The 15520-nt window shown below is 63.6% G+C and carries 15 protein-coding genes; 7 read left to right on the top strand and 8 right to left on the bottom strand.

Translation table 11 applies throughout. The features are described from left to right. The first annotated feature begins 39 nt into the window (after window positions 1-39). The 3 genes from pth to LOY53_RS03765 all read left to right on the top strand — a co-directional run bounded on the left by pth (window position 40) and on the right by LOY53_RS03765 (window position 3700). A complete protein-coding gene (gene pth, locus LOY53_RS03775) occupies window positions 40-624 on the top strand; it encodes an aminoacyl-tRNA hydrolase (protein WP_252826674.1) in 585 nt (194 codons plus the stop codon). A gap of 21 nt (window positions 625-645) precedes the next feature. Continuing rightward, on the top strand, window positions 646-1746 hold the full coding sequence (gene ychF, locus LOY53_RS03770) for a redox-regulated ATPase YchF (protein WP_027594480.1): 1101 nt from the start codon (window positions 646-648) through the stop codon (window positions 1744-1746). A 232-nt stretch (window positions 1747-1978) separates the two neighbouring features. Next, on the top strand, window positions 1979-3700 hold the full coding sequence (locus LOY53_RS03765; protein ID WP_252826673.1) for a SulP family inorganic anion transporter: 1722 nt from the start codon (window positions 1979-1981) through the stop codon (window positions 3698-3700). On the opposite strand, the gene LOY53_RS03760 is transcribed toward LOY53_RS03765, so the two are convergent. From LOY53_RS03760 to LOY53_RS03725, 8 genes are all read right to left on the bottom strand, one after another. Further along, complete coding sequence (locus LOY53_RS03760; protein ID WP_252826672.1) at window positions 3697-4713, bottom strand: DUF2955 domain-containing protein; 1017 nt, start codon at window positions 4711-4713, stop codon at window positions 3697-3699. The genes LOY53_RS03765 and LOY53_RS03760 overlap by 4 nt on opposite strands. Then, complete coding sequence (locus LOY53_RS03755) at window positions 4703-5800, bottom strand: HlyD family secretion protein (protein WP_099452890.1); 1098 nt, start codon at window positions 5798-5800, stop codon at window positions 4703-4705. Before LOY53_RS03755 ends, LOY53_RS03760 begins: the two co-directional genes overlap by 11 nt. Continuing rightward, complete coding sequence (locus LOY53_RS03750) at window positions 5797-7317, bottom strand: efflux transporter outer membrane subunit (RefSeq protein WP_252826671.1); 1521 nt, start codon at window positions 7315-7317, stop codon at window positions 5797-5799. The genes LOY53_RS03755 and LOY53_RS03750 overlap by 4 nt, the downstream gene beginning before the upstream one ends. A gap of 13 nt (window positions 7318-7330) precedes the next feature. Then, window positions 7331-8428, bottom strand: a complete 1098-nt coding sequence (locus LOY53_RS03745; RefSeq protein WP_258703617.1) for an AI-2E family transporter — start codon at window positions 8426-8428, stop codon at window positions 7331-7333. Between the two features lie 40 nt (window positions 8429-8468). Then, the gene (locus tag LOY53_RS03740) at window positions 8469-9665 is read right to left on the bottom strand and encodes a monovalent cation:proton antiporter-2 (CPA2) family protein (protein ID WP_252826668.1); all 1197 of its coding nucleotides are present in this window, start codon (window positions 9663-9665) and stop codon (window positions 8469-8471) included. Window positions 9666-9701: 36 nt separating this feature from the next. Next, complete coding sequence (ppk2, locus tag LOY53_RS03735; RefSeq protein ID WP_252826667.1) at window positions 9702-10520, bottom strand: polyphosphate kinase 2; 819 nt, start codon at window positions 10518-10520, stop codon at window positions 9702-9704. Window positions 10521-10758: 238 nt separating this feature from the next. Then, the gene (gene ycaC / locus LOY53_RS03730; RefSeq protein WP_027594492.1) at window positions 10759-11379 is read right to left on the bottom strand and encodes an isochorismate family cysteine hydrolase YcaC; all 621 of its coding nucleotides are present in this window, start codon (window positions 11377-11379) and stop codon (window positions 10759-10761) included. A gap of 90 nt (window positions 11380-11469) precedes the next feature. Next, on the bottom strand, window positions 11470-12489 hold the full coding sequence (locus tag LOY53_RS03725) for a transporter (RefSeq protein ID WP_258703616.1): 1020 nt from the start codon (window positions 12487-12489) through the stop codon (window positions 11470-11472). A 159-nt stretch (window positions 12490-12648) separates the two neighbouring features. On the opposite strand from LOY53_RS03725, the gene LOY53_RS03720 reads away from it, so the two are divergent. The 4 genes from LOY53_RS03720 (at window position 12649) to LOY53_RS03705 (ending at window position 15517) form a co-directional block, all read left to right on the top strand. Continuing rightward, window positions 12649-13044: a DUF2384 domain-containing protein gene (locus tag LOY53_RS03720; RefSeq protein WP_252826666.1), complete on the top strand. Its 396-nt coding sequence runs from the start codon at window positions 12649-12651 to the stop codon at window positions 13042-13044. Beyond that, on the top strand, window positions 13041-13379 hold the full coding sequence (locus LOY53_RS03715; protein ID WP_252826665.1) for an RES family NAD+ phosphorylase: 339 nt from the start codon (window positions 13041-13043) through the stop codon (window positions 13377-13379). Before LOY53_RS03720 ends, LOY53_RS03715 begins: the two co-directional genes overlap by 4 nt. A gap of 155 nt (window positions 13380-13534) precedes the next feature. After that, window positions 13535-13924: a nuclear transport factor 2 family protein gene (locus LOY53_RS03710; RefSeq protein ID WP_252826664.1), complete on the top strand. Its 390-nt coding sequence runs from the start codon at window positions 13535-13537 to the stop codon at window positions 13922-13924. Window positions 13925-14017: 93 nt separating this feature from the next. Then, on the top strand, window positions 14018-15517 hold the full coding sequence (locus LOY53_RS03705) for a cytosine permease (RefSeq protein ID WP_252826663.1): 1500 nt from the start codon (window positions 14018-14020) through the stop codon (window positions 15515-15517). Window positions 15518-15520: the final 3 nt, after the last annotated feature.

Genomic DNA, 15520 nt, shown 5'->3' with positions numbered 1-15520 from the left:
CGCCCTGTAACCCACCAACTCCAAGGAAGAGCCCCTGACGTGACCGCCATCCAGTTGATCGTTGGCCTGGGTAACCCCGGCCCCGAATACGAACAGACCCGGCATAACGCAGGGGCTCTTTTCGTTGAACGCATTGCCAGCGCCCAGCGCGTCTCCTTGACCGTTGACCGCAAGTATTTCGGCCTGACGGCTAAATTCAGCCATCAGGGCAACGACGTTCGTCTGCTCATTCCCACCACCTACATGAACCGTAGCGGCCAGTCCGTGGCGGCCTTGGCCAATTTCTTCCGCATCAAGCCGGAAGCGATCCTGGTGGCGCATGACGAACTCGACCTGCCTCCAGGCGTCGCCAAGCTTAAACGCGGCGGCGGCCATGGTGGGCACAACGGCCTGCGCGACATCATCGCGCAGCTCGGCAACCAGAACGACTTCCACCGCCTGCGGCTTGGCATTGGCCACCCGGGCGACGCCAAACTGGTCTCCAACTTCGTCCTGGGCCGCGCGCCGCGCGCCGAGCAGGAGAAGCTCGATGCCAGCATCGATTTTGCCCTCGGCGTGCTGCCAGATGTCCTCGCTGGCGATTTCGCCAAGGCGATGCGCGAACTGCACAGCCAGAAGGCCTGATTTCCTAGAGAGGGAATACCCATGGGTTTCAATTGCGGCATCGTCGGCCTGCCCAACGTCGGCAAGTCCACCCTGTTCAACGCCCTGACCAAGTCTGGCATCGCGGCGGAGAACTTCCCTTTCTGCACCATCGAGCCGAACAGCGGCATCGTGCCGATGCCCGACGCGCGCCTGGCTGCACTGGCGGAAATCGTCAAGCCTAACCGCATCCTGCCGACCACCATGGAATTCGTCGACATCGCAGGCCTGGTGGCGGGCGCTTCGAAGGGTGAAGGCCTGGGCAACAAGTTCCTCGCCAACATCCGCGAGACCGATGCCATCGCCCACGTGGTGCGCTGCTTCGAAGACGAGAACGTGATTCACGTTTCCAACAGCGTCGACCCCAAGCGTGACATCGAGATCATCGACCTCGAACTGATCTTCGCCGACCTCGACAGCTGCGAGAAGCAACTGCAGAAGGTTGCCCGCAACGCCAAGGGCGGCGACAAGGAAGCCCTGGCGCAAAAGGCCATCCTGGAAAAGCTGATCCCGCACTTCACCGAAGGCAAGCCAGCGCGCAGCCTGATGAAGCACATGGCTGACGACGAAAAGGCCGTCATCCGTGGCTTCCACCTGCTGACCAGCAAGCCGGTGATGTACATTGCCAACGTCGCTGAAGACGGCTTCGACAACAACCCGCACCTGGACGTAGTCCGTGCCATCGCCGAAGAAGAAGGCGCGGTCGTGGTGCCGGTCTGCAACAAGATCGAGGCCGAAATCGCCGAGCTGGACGACGGTGAAGAGAAAGACATGTTCCTCGAGGCCCTGGGCCTGGAAGAGCCTGGCCTGAACCGCGTGATCCGTGCCGGTTACGAGCTGCTGAACCTGCAGACCTACTTCACTGCCGGTGTGCAGGAAGTCCGCGCCTGGACCGTCCGCGTCGGCGCCACCGCGCCACAGGCGGCCGGTGTTATCCACACCGACTTCGAAAAAGGCTTCATCCGCGCCGAAGTGGTAGCGTATGACGACTTCATCCAGTTCAAGGGTGAAAGCGGCGCCAAGGAAGCCGGTAAATGGCGCCTGGAAGGTAAAGACTACATCGTCAAAGACGGTGACGTGATGCACTTCCGCTTCAACGTCTGACGTTCAGCGTTTGCCCGCCGACAAAAGCCTCCGAACGGGGGCTTTTGTGTTTCTGCAGTGTTACGGACGCTGTGGGCGCGGGCTTGCCCGCGAAGCATGCAACGTGGTTTATGGCACCGGCTTCGCCGGTGTTCGCGGGTAAACCCGCTCCCACAGGGCCCGCGTTCGCGACCACCAACTAAGCTGTCTCCAACGGCACCTCATGCAGTACATGCCCCCTGGAGCCTGCACCATGCCCGATACGCCCCCTCCCCCACGCTTCGACTGGCAACGCTGGCTGCCTGGCGTAGTCACCCTGCTTCACTATCAGCGTGCCTGGCTGCCCAGGGACATCGCTGCCGGGCTGGTACTCACCAGCATGCTGGTGCCCGTGGGCATCGCCTACGCCGAAGCCTCGGGCGTACCCGGCATCTACGGCCTCTACGCCACCATTATTCCGCTGCTGGCCTATGCCCTGTTCGGCCCCAGCCGCATCCTGGTATTGGGCCCAGATTCGGCACTGGCTGCGCCCATCCTGGCGGTAGTGGTGCAATACGCCGCCAGCGACCCGCAGCGCGCCATCACCATCGCCAGCATGATGGCCTTGGTCGCCGGGGTGTTCTGCATGGTCGCCGGCCTGCTGCGCCTGGGCTTCATCACCGAATTGCTGTCCAAGCCGATCCGCTATGGCTACATGAACGGTATCGCCTTGACCGTGCTGATCAGCCAACTGCCCAAACTGTTCGGCTTATCCATCGACAGCCAAGGCCCGCTGCGGGACATCTGGGGCCTGATCCAGGCCCTGCTTGCAGGCCAGGGCCATTGGCCAAGCTTCGTCATCGGTGCCGGTAGCCTGGCGCTGATCTTGCTGCTCAAACCCTTCAAGCGCTTGCCCGGCATCCTGATCGCTGTGGTGCTGGCGACACTGGCGGTGAGCCTGCTCGACCTCGACCAGAGCGGCGTTAAAGTCCTCGGCCAGTTACCCCAGGGCCTGCCGGACCTGGTTTTCCCCTGGTTGAGCGATATCGACCTGGTGGAAGTGCTGCTCGGCGGCATCGCAGTGGCGCTGGTGTCATTCGCCGACACCAGTGTGCTGTCGCGCTCCTACGCGGCCCGCCTGAAGATGCCGGTCAACCCGAACCAGGAAATGTTTGGCCTGGGGGTAGCCAACCTGGCCAGCGGGCTGTTCCAGGGCATCCCGATCAGCAGCAGTTCGTCACGCACCCCTGTCGCTGAAGCTGCTGGGGCCAAGACCCAACTCACCGGCATCATCGGGGCGCTGGCCGTGACCGTTCTGCTGCTGGTGGCGCCCAACCTGATGCATTACCTGCCCAACAGTGCCCTCGCCGCCGTGGTGATTGCCGCCGCACTGGGACTGTTCGAGTTCGCTGACCTCAAACGCATCTTCCACATGCAGCAATGGGAGTTCTGGCTGTCGTTTACCTGTTTTGTCGGCGTAGCAGTCTTTGGTGCCATTGCGGGTATCTGCATTGCCGTGGCGATTTCGGTCATCGAATTTCTCTGGGATGGCTGGCGGCCGCATTTTGCAGTGCTCGGCCGGGTGGATGGCACCCGCGGCTACCATGATGTGCAGCGCTACCCACAAGCCCGGCGCATCCCCGGCCTGGTGCTGCTGCGGTGGGATGCGCCGCTGTTTTTTGCCAATGCCGAGCAGTTCCAGAGCACCGTGCTGGCGGCTGTGGAACAGTCCCCTACCCCCGTGCAACGGTTGGTGATCGCCGCAGAGCCTGTGACCAGCATCGACGTGACCTCTGCGGACATGCTCGCCGAGCTGGACCGGGCGCTGGAGGCGCGCGGCGTGGAGTTGCAGTTCGCCGAAATGAAAGACCCGGTGAAAGACAAGATGAAGCGCTTTGAGTTGTTCCAGCACATGGGGGAAAAGGCCTTTCACCCCACCGTCGGCGCTGCGGTGGATGCCTACCTGGAAGACACCGGGGTCGACTGGCAGCCCTAATGCACCCACTGCCGTGCCCTGCGCCGGTCGATCCAGATCAGCAGGCCACTGGCATACACCGACACCGCCAAGAACAGCGCCATGCGCACCGCGAACGCGCGGTAGACATCCTGCCCGGCCGCGCTGTCCTGCACCGACTGCCCCAGCAGTATCAACATCGTAGTCAGGCAACTGACCCAATAGGCCGGGCTGTGCCGCGTCGCCACCGCGCGGTACAGCCGCCGGGCCTGCCAAAGCGTGAACAGCAGCACCCACAGAAAAAACATCCACAGGTGCACGAACAGGCTCAATGCCCCCCACAGCAGGATCGCCAGCAGCCCGGCCAGCAAGGTCGAGCCAATCAGCTCTCGGCTTGCGTTGCGGGCATGGGTCTCGCTGGCCTGCTGACCGAGGCTTACTGACTTCATGATCAGCGGCATGAACGCGTCCGGTGCGATCAGCGCCAGCAAGAAGGCCGGCATGACGATCAGCGTGGCGCGCAGTGCGACCCAACTGGCCCGTTCAGCGGCGAGCGGCGGCGGTGTCGGTTGCACAGGTGCGTCAGCCGGTTCGGGGAACATCACATGCGCCAGCGCCGTGCCCAAGGTTGCCAGGAGCATGCCTTTGGACAAGGCCTCGACCACCGACAGCGCCAAGGTGAAATCGCTGGTGCCGGCTGCGGCGATCATGGTCAAGCCGATCACCAGCAAGTTGGCCAACAGGCCGTTGCCGCCCTTCAGGGCATAACGCAGCACCAGAAACACGCCAACGCCGACCAGCAGCACACCACTTACCGGGGCATGACGCAGCAAGGGAATCAGCAACAGGCCACTGCCACAACTCAGCAGCACCAGCACGGCCAACGCCGGTGCCGCGCGCAACGGCAGAGGCTGGCTACGCATGGCCAACAGCAGCACCGCGAACACCGGTGCCAAAATCGGCACCGGCAGGCCAAAACCGAAGCTGACCGCCAGGCACAGCGCCACGCCCCAGGCCAGGCGAAGCGCACGCTGGCGCCGCAGCTCAATAGGCATACGAGAGCCAGCTCATCAGCCACATGAACACCCGGCCAAGCACGTTCAGCGGGTTGCCCTCGCTGGGCAGCGCCATCACCTCGGCTTGGCCACCCACCCGCAAGCCGGACTTGTCTTCCAGTTGGTCCCGCTCAAGCTCGACAATGACCGGAAAGCGTTGGGCCGAGCGCAGCCATTCACGGCTGTTCTGCACGCTCGGCAGCGTGCCCGGCGGGTTGCTCTGGCCCACGCTGACGCCATAACCGATGCTGCGTATGCGCCCCTTCAGCACCGTCCCAGGCAGCGCATCGAGCACCACCAGCACCGGTGTGCCGGGGCGCAGGCGGCCGAGGTTGTTCTCGGTCAGGTCGGCGCTGATCCACACGTCATGGATCGCGATCAGGGTCATCATCGGGCTGCCGGCGCCCACGTAGTGGCCCACGTCGGTGCGCAGGTCGGTGATCAACCCGTTGGTATCGGCGCGCACCACCGTTCGCTCCAGGTCCAGGCGGGCCTTTTGCACATTCGCCGCCGCGCTGCGCACCTGCGCATTGTCCGCCTGCGCCCCACCCTGCTGCTCACGTGCCCGCACTACTTCGGCACGGGCAGCCGCGACTTGGCTGATGGCCTGGTCGCGCGTGGCCTGCGCGCCTTCCAGGCGGCGCTGCGAAACCGTGCCGGGGTCTTCCTCGATCAGCCGCTTCAGCCGCTCGGCGTCCTGCCGGGCCTTGCGCTCGTTGGCTTGGGCCGCCATCAATGCCGCCTGGGCCGAGTCGATGCCGGCCGTGTGGGCGCCGATCTGCCGGCCCACCGTGTCGAAGTCGGCTTCGGCACGGGCCAGGGCAATGCGGTATTGCTCCTGGTCCAGTTCAAACAACACTTCGCCCTTGCGCACTTCCTGGTTATTACCCACGGCCACGCGCTTTACCTGGCCGGCCACCTCGGCGCTCACCGGTACCACGTAGGCTTGTAGGCGAGCCTGCTGGGTGTACGGTGTAAAACGGTCGGCCAGCAGGTACCAGAGCAGGCTCACGGCAATCAGCAGCAATACCCAGCGCAGGCCACGGTCGGGCGCTTGCGCAGGCGGTGTTTGCGGGGTGTCGGTCATTTTTGCTCACCTGGTGGCTGTGCGCTGGGGGCAGGCTCATCCAGCAAGTCTCCCCAATCGGTGCGTTGCTGCATCTGGCGACGGGTGGCCGGGTCGATCGGCGTACGGCCTGGGTCCCAACCGCCGCCCAGGGCCTTGTACAAGGTCACCAGGCTGCTGACGGCATTGCCGCGGCTGACCAGGTAGCCGTCCTGTTGTTGCAGCAGCAACTGTTGGGCATCGAGCACCCGCTGGAAATCGGCGAACCCTTCGCGGTATTGCGACATGGCCAGGCTCAACGAGCGCTGCGCGGCTTGCGAGGCTTGATCGCGAATGCCTGCACTTTGCAGCGAGCGCACCAGGCCACTGGCGGCATCGTCAGCCTCACGGGCGGCTTCGCGCACACTTTGCTGATACAACTCGATCAATTGCTGCAAGCGCGCATCTTCGACACGCACGGCGTTCTTGCGCCGGCCGTAGTCGAACGGGTTCCAGATCAGGCTGGGCCCGGCGGCGAGGTCGAGCGTGTTGGGCAGGTGGCTGGCCGAGACGAACGTCCAGCCGAGGCTGCCCAACAGGCTCAGTTGCGGATAAAGATCGGCTTCGGCCACCCCGACCAGTGCCGATTGCGCCGCCACGGCCTGTTCGGCAGCGCGGATGTCCGGGCGACGTTGCAGCAGGCGAGCAGGCACGTCCTGCAACAGTGCGCGGTCCGGCAGTGGCAACTGGCCGTATTGCGACTGCAGCTCCGGCAGTGGGCCGGGGGGGCGCCCAAGCAGCGAGCAGAGCACGTTGCGCAGGGCGTTGAGCTGGTTCTCGAACTCGGGGATGGTCGCCTGGGTCGCCAAGTACTGCGTGCGGGCCTGCTGCCAATCGAGTTCGTCATGCTCGCCATGGCGGAACAACCGCTCGGTGATCTCCAGGCTGCGCGCCTGGCGCTTGGCGTTTTCTTCGGCAATGGCAAGACGCGCCTCGGCGGTACGCAATGCAAAGTAGGTGTCAGCTACCTGGGCACGCAATAACAACATGGCATCGGCGTAGTTCGCCTGCGAGGCGAAATACAGGGCATCGGCAGACTCGATGGCACGGCTGAAGCGCCCCCAGAAGTCAATTTCCCAGGCGATGTCGAACCCTGCGCTGGACTGCCAGAACACCGAATCGCGGGCAGTGTCGGTGCCGGACTGGTCTTGCTTGAGGTAGAGGCTTTGCGCCCGCACCTGCTGCAACTGCGGGTAACGCCCAGTCTGCACGATGGCCAGCTGTGCACGTGCCTCGGCGATGCGCAGGCCGGCCACGCGCAGGTTGCTGTTGTGGGCGTCGGCTTCGGCAATCAGCGCATCCAGTGTCGGGTCGGCGAACACCTGCCACCACTGGCGAAAGTCTACCGTTGCATCGCGCCGCCCGGCCTGCTCCAGCAAGGGTGTGCTCCACGGGTCCAGCCAGGCCGTTTGCTGGGGGTGAAAGTCTGGCCCGACCTGGGTGCAGCCTGACAGCAAGGCAACCAGGCCCAAGGCGCGACGCCAGGTAGGTGCAGGCATGCCAGGCCCCGGCTCAGGCCGACGGTTCGACAGGGTTTTCGGGTACCTGCAGCGCGACCCATTGCCAGAACAACACGTAGGTCACGCCAAGAATCACCGGGCCGATGAACAAGCCGATAATGCCTTTGACCACCATGCCGCCCAGTGCGCCGATCAGCACCACAGGCATCGGCACATCGACCCCGCGCCCCAGCAGCAGGGGCTTGAGCACATTGTCAGCGAGGCCGGCAACGAAGGTGTAGACGGCAAACACGATGGTCGCCAGGGTGAAGCCCTCGGCATGGAACACGTAGGCGATCACCGGTAGCGTGATCAGCGTGGCCGGCGCCTGGGCAATACCCAGCATGAGGATGGCAATCGCCAACATTCCCGCCCCCGGCACGCCCTTGATGACAAAGCCTACGCCGATCAGCAGCATCTGGATGAAGGCGATGCCGATTACGCCCTGGGCGACGGCGCGAATGGTGGCGGTACACAGCCTGGCAATCGACCTGCCGCGCTGCTCGCCGGATACGCGCATGGCAATGCGCTGCGCCGCCAGCTCGCCACGCGCGCCGAAGGCCATGATCACCCCCGAGATGATGATCGCCGCGATGAACATCAGAAACGCCCCCCCGGCACTGGCCGCGGCCCCCAGCAGCACACGCCCGGCGTCCTTTAGCTGCGGCATCATGCTGTTGAGCACCTCGCTCAGGCTCTCGGATGCTGCCAGCCACAAGGCATACAGGCGCGGCCCGATCAACGGCCAGGAAGCCACCGACTCGGGGGGTGTCGGCACGCTCCAGGCGCCGCTCTTGAGCAGCGTCAGCATGCTGTCCACCGACTCGGTGATCGACACCACCACCAGGTAGATCGGCACCAGCAACACCACCAGTACCAGCAGCACCACTACTGTCGCCGCATAGCCGTCCTTGAGCCCCCAGCGCCGCGTGATGCGGCAGTGCAGCGGGTACAGCGTGACGGCCAGGATCACCGCCCACAGCATCAGTTCGAGGAAAGGTTGGAACACCTGGAAGGAGAAGATCACCAGGGCAGCCACCAAGCCTGCCTTGATCAAGACATCGAGCAAGCCCTGCGACAGGGCGCTGTCCAGCTTGAAACTCGGCTGCATGCTTCACCTCCGAACAGTCAGTACGCCGTCGTGGCGCGAGTCAGTGGTCAGTTTCAGGCGTGGGGCGGGTGGCGTCGGGGTCGCGCAGCTGTCGGCTCAGGGCCATCATCACCAACGGCACCACTGCCATCGACAGGGTGATGGCCAGCACCAACAGGTCATGCACCTGCTGCTCGAGCACCCGGTGCTCAAGTGCCAGCTTGAACACCACGAACGCAAACTCACCGCCAGATGCGAGCACCACACCCAGGCACAACGCCTGGGGCCGGTTCAGCCCACCGGCCGTACGGCCCAAAGCCACCAACAGCGGCAGCTTGACGCCCACCAGCAACAACGTAAGCCCCAGCACTGCCAAGGGCATGCCGAACAGCAGGCGCAAGTCGGCGCTCATGCCCACGCCGACGAAGAACAGCCCAAGCAACAGGCCTTTGAGGGGTTCGATCTGGGTTTCGAGCTCGTGACGGAACGGCGACTCGGCCATCAACACGCCGGCGAGAAACGCACCAAGCGCCATCGAGATGCCGACATGCTCCATCACCCAAGCGGTGCCCAGTACCACCAGCAACGCGGTAGCGGTGGACAGCTCCGGCAACCCGGAGCCGACCGTCCATTTGAAGACCGGGGTCATCAGGTAGCGGCCACCCACAATGATCACGCCGATGCCAACCGCCACGCCCACCAGCGGCCACGTCCCTTCATCGGCGCGGCTGACATCCCCGCCCAGCAAGGGCACCACGGCAATCAGGGGGATGGCGGCAATGTCCTGAAACAGCAGAATCGCCACCGCCAGGCGCCCGTGCGGCTTGCCCAGGTCCTTGCGCTCGGCCAGCACCTGCAAGCCAAACGCCGTGGACGACAGGGCCAGTCCCAGCCCCAGCACGACGGCCGCCGCCTTCGATTGGCCGAACAGCCAAAAGGCGAGCAGGCCCAGCACCGCGGCGGTCAGCCCGACCTGCAACGAGCCAACGCCGAACAGCGCCCGGCGCATGGTCCACAGGCGGCGTGGCGAAAGCTCGAGGCCAATGACGAACAGCAGCATCACCACGCCCATCTCTGACAGGCGTGCGACGTTATCCGGGTTACCCAGTAAACCGAGCACCGAGGGGCCAATGAGGATGCCGGCCAGCAAATACCCCGGCACGGCCCCCAGTTTCAAACGCTGCGCCAGTGGCACCAGCAGTACCACGGCCAAGAGGAACACCACCGTTGCCTGGAGCAAGCTGCCGTCATGTGGCATAGGTCTACACCCTGTAGGCTCCCCGCGGGGATGGGGTCAGTAACGCGCTTCGATAACCTTGAACGGGTAGTTCACCGCCTTGTACTTGCCGACCTTGCCGCGCTTGGGCAATTTCACGACTTGGTCGCGGGTGATGTCCTTGTAGGGAATGCGGCCGAGCAGGTGGCTGATGATGTTCAGCCGTGCGCGCCGCTTGTCGTTGGAGTGGGCCATGAACCATGGCGCCCAAGAGGAATCCGACGCGGCGAACATGTCATCGCGGGCTCTGGTGTAGTCATCCCAGCGGGTATACGACTTCAAGTCCATCGGGGACAGCTTCCACAGCTTGCGGCCGTCATTGATGCGGTCCTGCAGGCGGCGGGTCTGCTCTTCGGCGCTGACCTCCAGCCAGTATTTGATGAGGATGATCCCCGACTCGACCATCATCTTCTCGAACAACGGCACCACAGTGAGAAACTTGTTGGCCTGTTCATCGCTGCAAAACCCCATCACCCGCTCGACACCGGCGCGGTTGTACCAACTGCGGTCGAAGATCACCACCTCACCTGCTGCTGGTAGATGGCCCAGGTAGCGCTGCACGTACATCTGGGTTTTTTCCCGCTCGGTCGGCGCCGGCAGCGCCACCACGCGGAACACCCGCGGACTGACCCGCTCGGTGAGGGCCTTGATGGTCCCACCCTTGCCCGCGCCATCGCGGCCTTCAAAGACGATGCACACCTTCAGGCCCTTGGCCACGACCCATTCCTGCAACTTTACCAACTCGACGTGAAGGTGCTTGAGCGTCTTCTCGTAGGCCTTGCCGCCCAATTTTTCGGGCTGTGCCTGAGGGTCCTTCTTCCTGGCTGACTTCGACATGGCTCGCTCCCGCTGGCGAATGAAGACTCAGTATGGTCGATCCATGGCGGTTTGCCGCTTCGCTTATTACTCCCGCGCCGCCCCTGCTCGGGCATGGCTTGCTCGGTCTCTGTGTGTAGGAGCAGCCTTGCGCTGCGAAGAGGCCGGTGACTGCCTGAAAGATTCTCTGTGCTACACCGGCCTCTTCGCAGCGCAAGGCTGCTCCTACACAGAACCGCCCCGCGTGCGGGGCAGTGCGCTACTTGGCCAGCTTGTCGTAACTGGTCATCAGGTTGCGGTAATCGGGAAGGTGGTTGGAGAACAACGTCCCCAGCCCTTCGACGTCATTACGCCAGTCGCGGTGCAGCTCACAGGCCACGCCGAACCAGGTCATCAGTTGTGCCCCGGCAGCCTCCATGCGCCGCCAGGCCGAGTCGCGGGTCAATTCGTTGAAGGTGCCAGAGGCGTCGGTGACGACGAACACCTCGAAGCCCTCCTCCAGTGCCGACAGTGCCGGGAACGCAACGCAGACTTCAGTCACTACACCGGCGATCAACAGTTGCTTCTTGCCCGTGGCCTTGACGGCCTTGACGAAGTCTTCGTTGTCCCAGGCGTTGATGTTGCCGGGGCGAGCGATGTAGGGGGCATCGGGGAACTGCGCCTTGAGCTCGGGGACCAACGGGCCGTTGGGGCCGGTTTCGAAGCTGGTGGTGAGAATGGTCGGCAGCTTGAAGTACTGGGCCAGGTCTGCCAGGGCCAGGACGTTGTTCTTGAAGCGGTCCGGGTCGATGTCACGCACCAGCGAAAGCAAACCCGCCTGGTGATCGACCAGCAGGACTGCGGCGTTGTTCTTGTCCAAACGCTTGTATTGGAAGGCCATGATGAAGCTCCTTGCATCTGCAGATGGGGAGTATCAGCGTAGGCAAGGATCAGGGATGGCGGGGACCGTCAGTCGGGGCGCATGCCGCCGTCAGTATTCACGCCGCTTGCGAAACGCCCAGCGCCCCACCAGCACGGTGAAAGTCGCCACCAGTGCCACCAGCACCCAGAAGCCATGTGGGTCGTCCGACAGCGGCACGCCACCGACATTCATGCCGAAGAAGCCGGCGATGATGTTGATGGGCAGCGCCAGCACGGTCACCACCGTCAGGGTGAACAGGGTACGGTTGGTCTGTTCGTTGAGCTTGGCGGCGATCTCCTCCTGCAGCAGCTTGATCCGCTCACCCAGGGCTGTGAGGTCGCTGATCACCAGGGTGAACTCTTCGGTCGCCGCGCGCAGCTGGCGCATGTCCTGTTCCTGCAGCCAGTCCGGTGGGCGGTTGAGCAGGCGCAGCAGGGCCCCAGGCTCGAGCGCCAGCAAGCGCTGCAAGCGCACCAGTACGCGACGCATGCTGCTGAGTTCGGCGCGGTTGTCACTCAGGCGCTGGGACAGCAACTGGTCTTCGATGCGATCGACGCTGGTGGTGGTTTCGCGCACGATCTGGGTCAACACATCGCCCTGATCGCGCAGCAGATGTACCAGCAGTTCGATGGACGAATGAAAGCGCTCGCCACGCTTGACCGACGAGCGCAGCTTGTCCACCGAATGCAACGGCTGCAAACGCGCGCTCACCAGCAGCTGGCTGCTGGCGCAGGCCCACAGCGTAGAAATGTCCGACGACACCAGACCGAAGTTGAACACCACATCGTTGACCACCGCCAACAGTGCCGAATCGGCATGTTCGATACGGGTCGAACGGGAGCCCTCGCGCAAGGTTTCGAAAAACGCCTCGGGCAGCGTCAGGTGGGCGCGCAGCCAGCGCTCGCAAGCGGCATGGGCCAGGTTCAGGTGCAGCCATAAAAATTCGTCGGGCTCAAGCGGTTCGCCGAGCTTGCGCAGCAGCTGCGCCGAATCGATCTCGCGACCGGGCTGGCCTGGGCGGAAGGCAAAAGCATAGAGCAGGCCGAACAGGTCATGGTCCTGTTGCGGATGCAGCGCGGGATGACCCATTCGAACTCGCAATGAGGCATTGAGGTTGATGGCAGAAAGGTTGCGGGATGTATGTTGCAGTTCGATGACAGCACGCCCATCTATCGAGCAAGCTTGATTTATGCTGAATTTGTGCAAATATTGTGCATGAGAGCAGCAAAAATCGTCAGGAGGTCAACCATGGCCAGCAATGCAGTATTGGAACTTCACCCCACCACTTTCGAAGGATTGATGGAAGCGCTTCGCGAAGTTAACCGGGTCATGTTTTCCCCTGAGCGGTTCTTGAAAGTGTTCTCGATGGACCAGCAGACATTCGCGGCCCGCGCCCATGTCCATCGCAATACGGTGCGTAACGCCCCGGAGTCGGAAAAGATCCAGGCATACATTCGGGATGCAGTACGGGTCCTGCGCGCTTTGACCGACATGGGTACCGAAATGACCAAGGCCATTTTCTGGTTCAAGAACGAGCCGCTGTCCACTTTCGATTACAAGACCGCAGAAGAGGTTGTCAGCGAAGGCCGAACTGAACAATTGATCGCCTTCCTCCAGTCGTGGGAAGCCGGCGCCCAAGGATGAAGATCATCGCTTATCGGAACTTGGCCTGTTACCGCCTGCACACACCGAAGTGGGCGATTGCGCCAATGTCCGGAGCGGGTGCAGCCACTCAGGGCGGCCGAGCCAACCGCAAGGGTCTGGAGGCGCTCTACCTGTCCCTGGAGCCGGCAACTGCGGTGGCTGAGTTCCAGCAAGGTAGCCCGTTTCTACCTCCGGGCCTTCTGGTGAGCTACTCACTCACGCTGGATCTTGTGCTCTACACGGACCAACTTCCCGCGCACGGCTCCATCACTGTGAATGACCCCCGTGGCGATCTCCCCAAGGATCAGTCTTCCTGGCACCGACCCAAGAGCTGACAAACCCCGGTTTCCTTACGCACCGGCATGAAGCCGACATTTAGTCAAAAAGTTCACACTTTCCTGAACTGATTATTTGCCCCCAGCGATTTTTCCACCCGCCAAGCGCCACCAGAATCGCTCACCACAATCACAAAAAGCGTGAGGCCACTCCCGTGGACCAGACACTCCAGGTACGGCAAGCCGCCGCCGACCTCATCGATGCCTTTGCCAGCAACGACACCGCCCGCTACTTCGCCTGCTTCAGCGAAGACGCCACCTTCCTCTTCCATACCTTGGCGCAGCCGCTGTTGTCGCGTGGCGCTTATGAAGCCGTGTGGGCCCAGTGGCAGGCCGACGGTTTTGCCGTGCTGGCGTGTGAGTCGGGCAATGCGCAAGTGAGCCTGCAAGGGAACGTGGCGATCTTCATGCACGATGTGGCCACGCACATCCGCATCGCCGGTGAAGAGCACCAGCTGGCCGAGCGTGAAACCATCGTCTTTCGCCGCCAGGGCGAGCGCTGGTTGGCCTGCCATGAACACCTGTCGGTCGTCACCACCGCCTGACCCTCTTTTACGCGGCCTTGCCGCTCTGCCATCGCACCCACAATAAGGCCCGCGCACTGCGCCGGGCGACAACAACCGCGCTGGAGTATCACCATGAGCCACTCGACCGGTATCGAGACCAACGGCGTCGAACAGATTCCCGACGACCAACGCCACGCCTCCCCGCTTGACCTGTTCCGCCTGATTTTCGGCGGTGCCAACACCTTTGCCACGGCCGTGCTGGGCAGCTTCCCAGTGCTGTTCGGGTTGTCGTTCCAGGCTGGGGTCTGGGCAATTGTGCTCGGGGTCGGCGTCGGCGCCATCATCCTCGCCCCCATGGGCCTGTTCGGTGCGCTCAACGGCACCAACAACGCGGTGTCGTCGGGCGCGCACTTCGGCGTGCACGGGCGTATCGTCGGCTCGTTCCTGTCGCTGCTCACCGCCGTGGCGTTCTTCTCGCTGTCGGTGTGGAGCTCGGGCGATGCCCTGGTGGGTGGCGCCAAACGCCTGGCCGGCCTACCGGAAACCGACCTCACCCTGGGCCTGGCCTATGGCCTGTTCGCGGTGTTGGTCCTGGTGGTGTGCATCTTCGGCTTCCGCTTCATGCTGTGGGTCAACAAGATTGCCGTGTGGGCGTCGAGCCTGCTGTTCTTGCTGGGCATCGCGGCCTTCGCCGGGCCGTTCGATGCGGGCTACGCCGGCAGCGTCAACCTTGGCCAAGCGGGTTTCTGGGCAGCCTTCGTCGGTGCGGCGATCCTGGCCATGAGCAACCCGGTGTCGTTCGGTGCGTTCCTGGGCGACTGGTCGCGCTACATTCCGCGGACCACGCCCAAGTCGCGCATCATGCTGGCGGTGATCGGCGCCCAGGCCGCGACCTTGATCCCGTTCCTGTTCGGCCTGTGCACCGCCACCTTGGTCGCCAGCCAGGCGCCTGACTACATCGCGGCCAACAACTATGTCGGCGGCCTGCTGGCGATCTCGCCGAGCTGGTTCTTCCTGCCGGTGTGTCTGATTGCGGTGATCGGCGGCATGTCCACCGGTACCACCGCGCTGTATGGCACGGGCCTGGACATGTCCAGCGTGTTCCCGCGCTTGCTCAGCCGCGCCGCCGCCACCTTGCTGATCGGCGTGCTGGCGATCGGCTTCATCTTCATCGGCCGCTTCACCTTCAACCTGGTGCAGAGCGTGTCGACCTTCGCCGTGCTGATCATCACCTGCACCAGCCCATGGATGGTGATCATGATCCTCGGCCTGATCACCCGTCGCGGCTTCTATCATGCCGATGACCTGCAGGTGTTCACCCGTGGCCAGCGCGGCGGCCACTACTGGTTCACGCACGGCTGGAACTGGCGCGGCATGGGGGCGTGGATCCCCAGCGCGGCAGTCGGCCTGTGCTTCGTCAACCTGCCGGGTCAGTTCGTCGGCCCGCTGGGCGACCTGGCCGGCGGCATCGACCTGAGCCTGCCGGTAACCCTGGGGCTGGCGGGAGTACTGTACCTCGCCCTGCTCAACCTGTTCCCTGAACCTGCTGGCGTGTATGGGCCCAATGGCCCGCGCTGGGTGCGCTGCAAAAGCACCTCGCATGCGCCGGTAATCACTGCCGAAATGGCCTGACTG

Source organism: Pseudomonas sp. B21-031 (genome assembly GCF_024748985.1).
GTDB lineage: Bacteria > Pseudomonadota > Gammaproteobacteria > Pseudomonadales > Pseudomonadaceae > Aquipseudomonas > Aquipseudomonas kermanshahensis.
Note: the sequence above shows the minus strand (reverse complement) of the source record. Positions and strands in the feature narration are given on the sequence as shown.

What these genes read in the sequence shown, in the direction of transcription:
- LOY53_RS03760 (WP_252826672.1), bottom strand. Translation starts at nt 4,713, where the DNA reads ATGCCTATTGAGCTGCGGCGCCAGCGTGCGCTTCGCCTGGCCTGGGGC.
- LOY53_RS03755 (WP_099452890.1), bottom strand. Translation starts at nt 5,800, where the DNA reads ATGACCGACACCCCGCAAACACCGCCTGCGCAAGCGCCCGACCGTGGC.
- LOY53_RS03740 (WP_252826668.1), bottom strand. Translation starts at nt 9,665, where the DNA reads ATGCCACATGACGGCAGCTTGCTCCAGGCAACGGTGGTGTTCCTCTTG.
- LOY53_RS03745 (WP_258703617.1), bottom strand. Translation starts at nt 8,428, where the DNA reads ATGCAGCCGAGTTTCAAGCTGGACAGCGCCCTGTCGCAGGGCTTGCTC.
- LOY53_RS03720 (WP_252826666.1), top strand. Translation starts at nt 12,649, where the DNA reads ATGGCCAGCAATGCAGTATTGGAACTTCACCCCACCACTTTCGAAGGA.
- ycaC (WP_027594492.1), bottom strand. Translation starts at nt 11,379, where the DNA reads ATGGCCTTCCAATACAAGCGTTTGGACAAGAACAACGCCGCAGTCCTG.
- LOY53_RS03750 (WP_252826671.1), bottom strand. Translation starts at nt 7,317, where the DNA reads ATGCCTGCACCTACCTGGCGTCGCGCCTTGGGCCTGGTTGCCTTGCTG.
- ppk2 (WP_252826667.1), bottom strand. Translation starts at nt 10,520, where the DNA reads ATGTCGAAGTCAGCCAGGAAGAAGGACCCTCAGGCACAGCCCGAAAAA.
- LOY53_RS03715 (WP_252826665.1), top strand. Translation starts at nt 13,041, where the DNA reads ATGAAGATCATCGCTTATCGGAACTTGGCCTGTTACCGCCTGCACACA.
- LOY53_RS03725 (WP_258703616.1), bottom strand. Translation starts at nt 12,489, where the DNA reads ATGGGTCATCCCGCGCTGCATCCGCAACAGGACCATGACCTGTTCGGC.
- LOY53_RS03705 (WP_252826663.1), top strand. Translation starts at nt 14,018, where the DNA reads ATGAGCCACTCGACCGGTATCGAGACCAACGGCGTCGAACAGATTCCC.
- LOY53_RS03765 (WP_252826673.1), top strand. Translation starts at nt 1,979, where the DNA reads ATGCCCGATACGCCCCCTCCCCCACGCTTCGACTGGCAACGCTGGCTG.
- ychF (WP_027594480.1), top strand. Translation starts at nt 646, where the DNA reads ATGGGTTTCAATTGCGGCATCGTCGGCCTGCCCAACGTCGGCAAGTCC.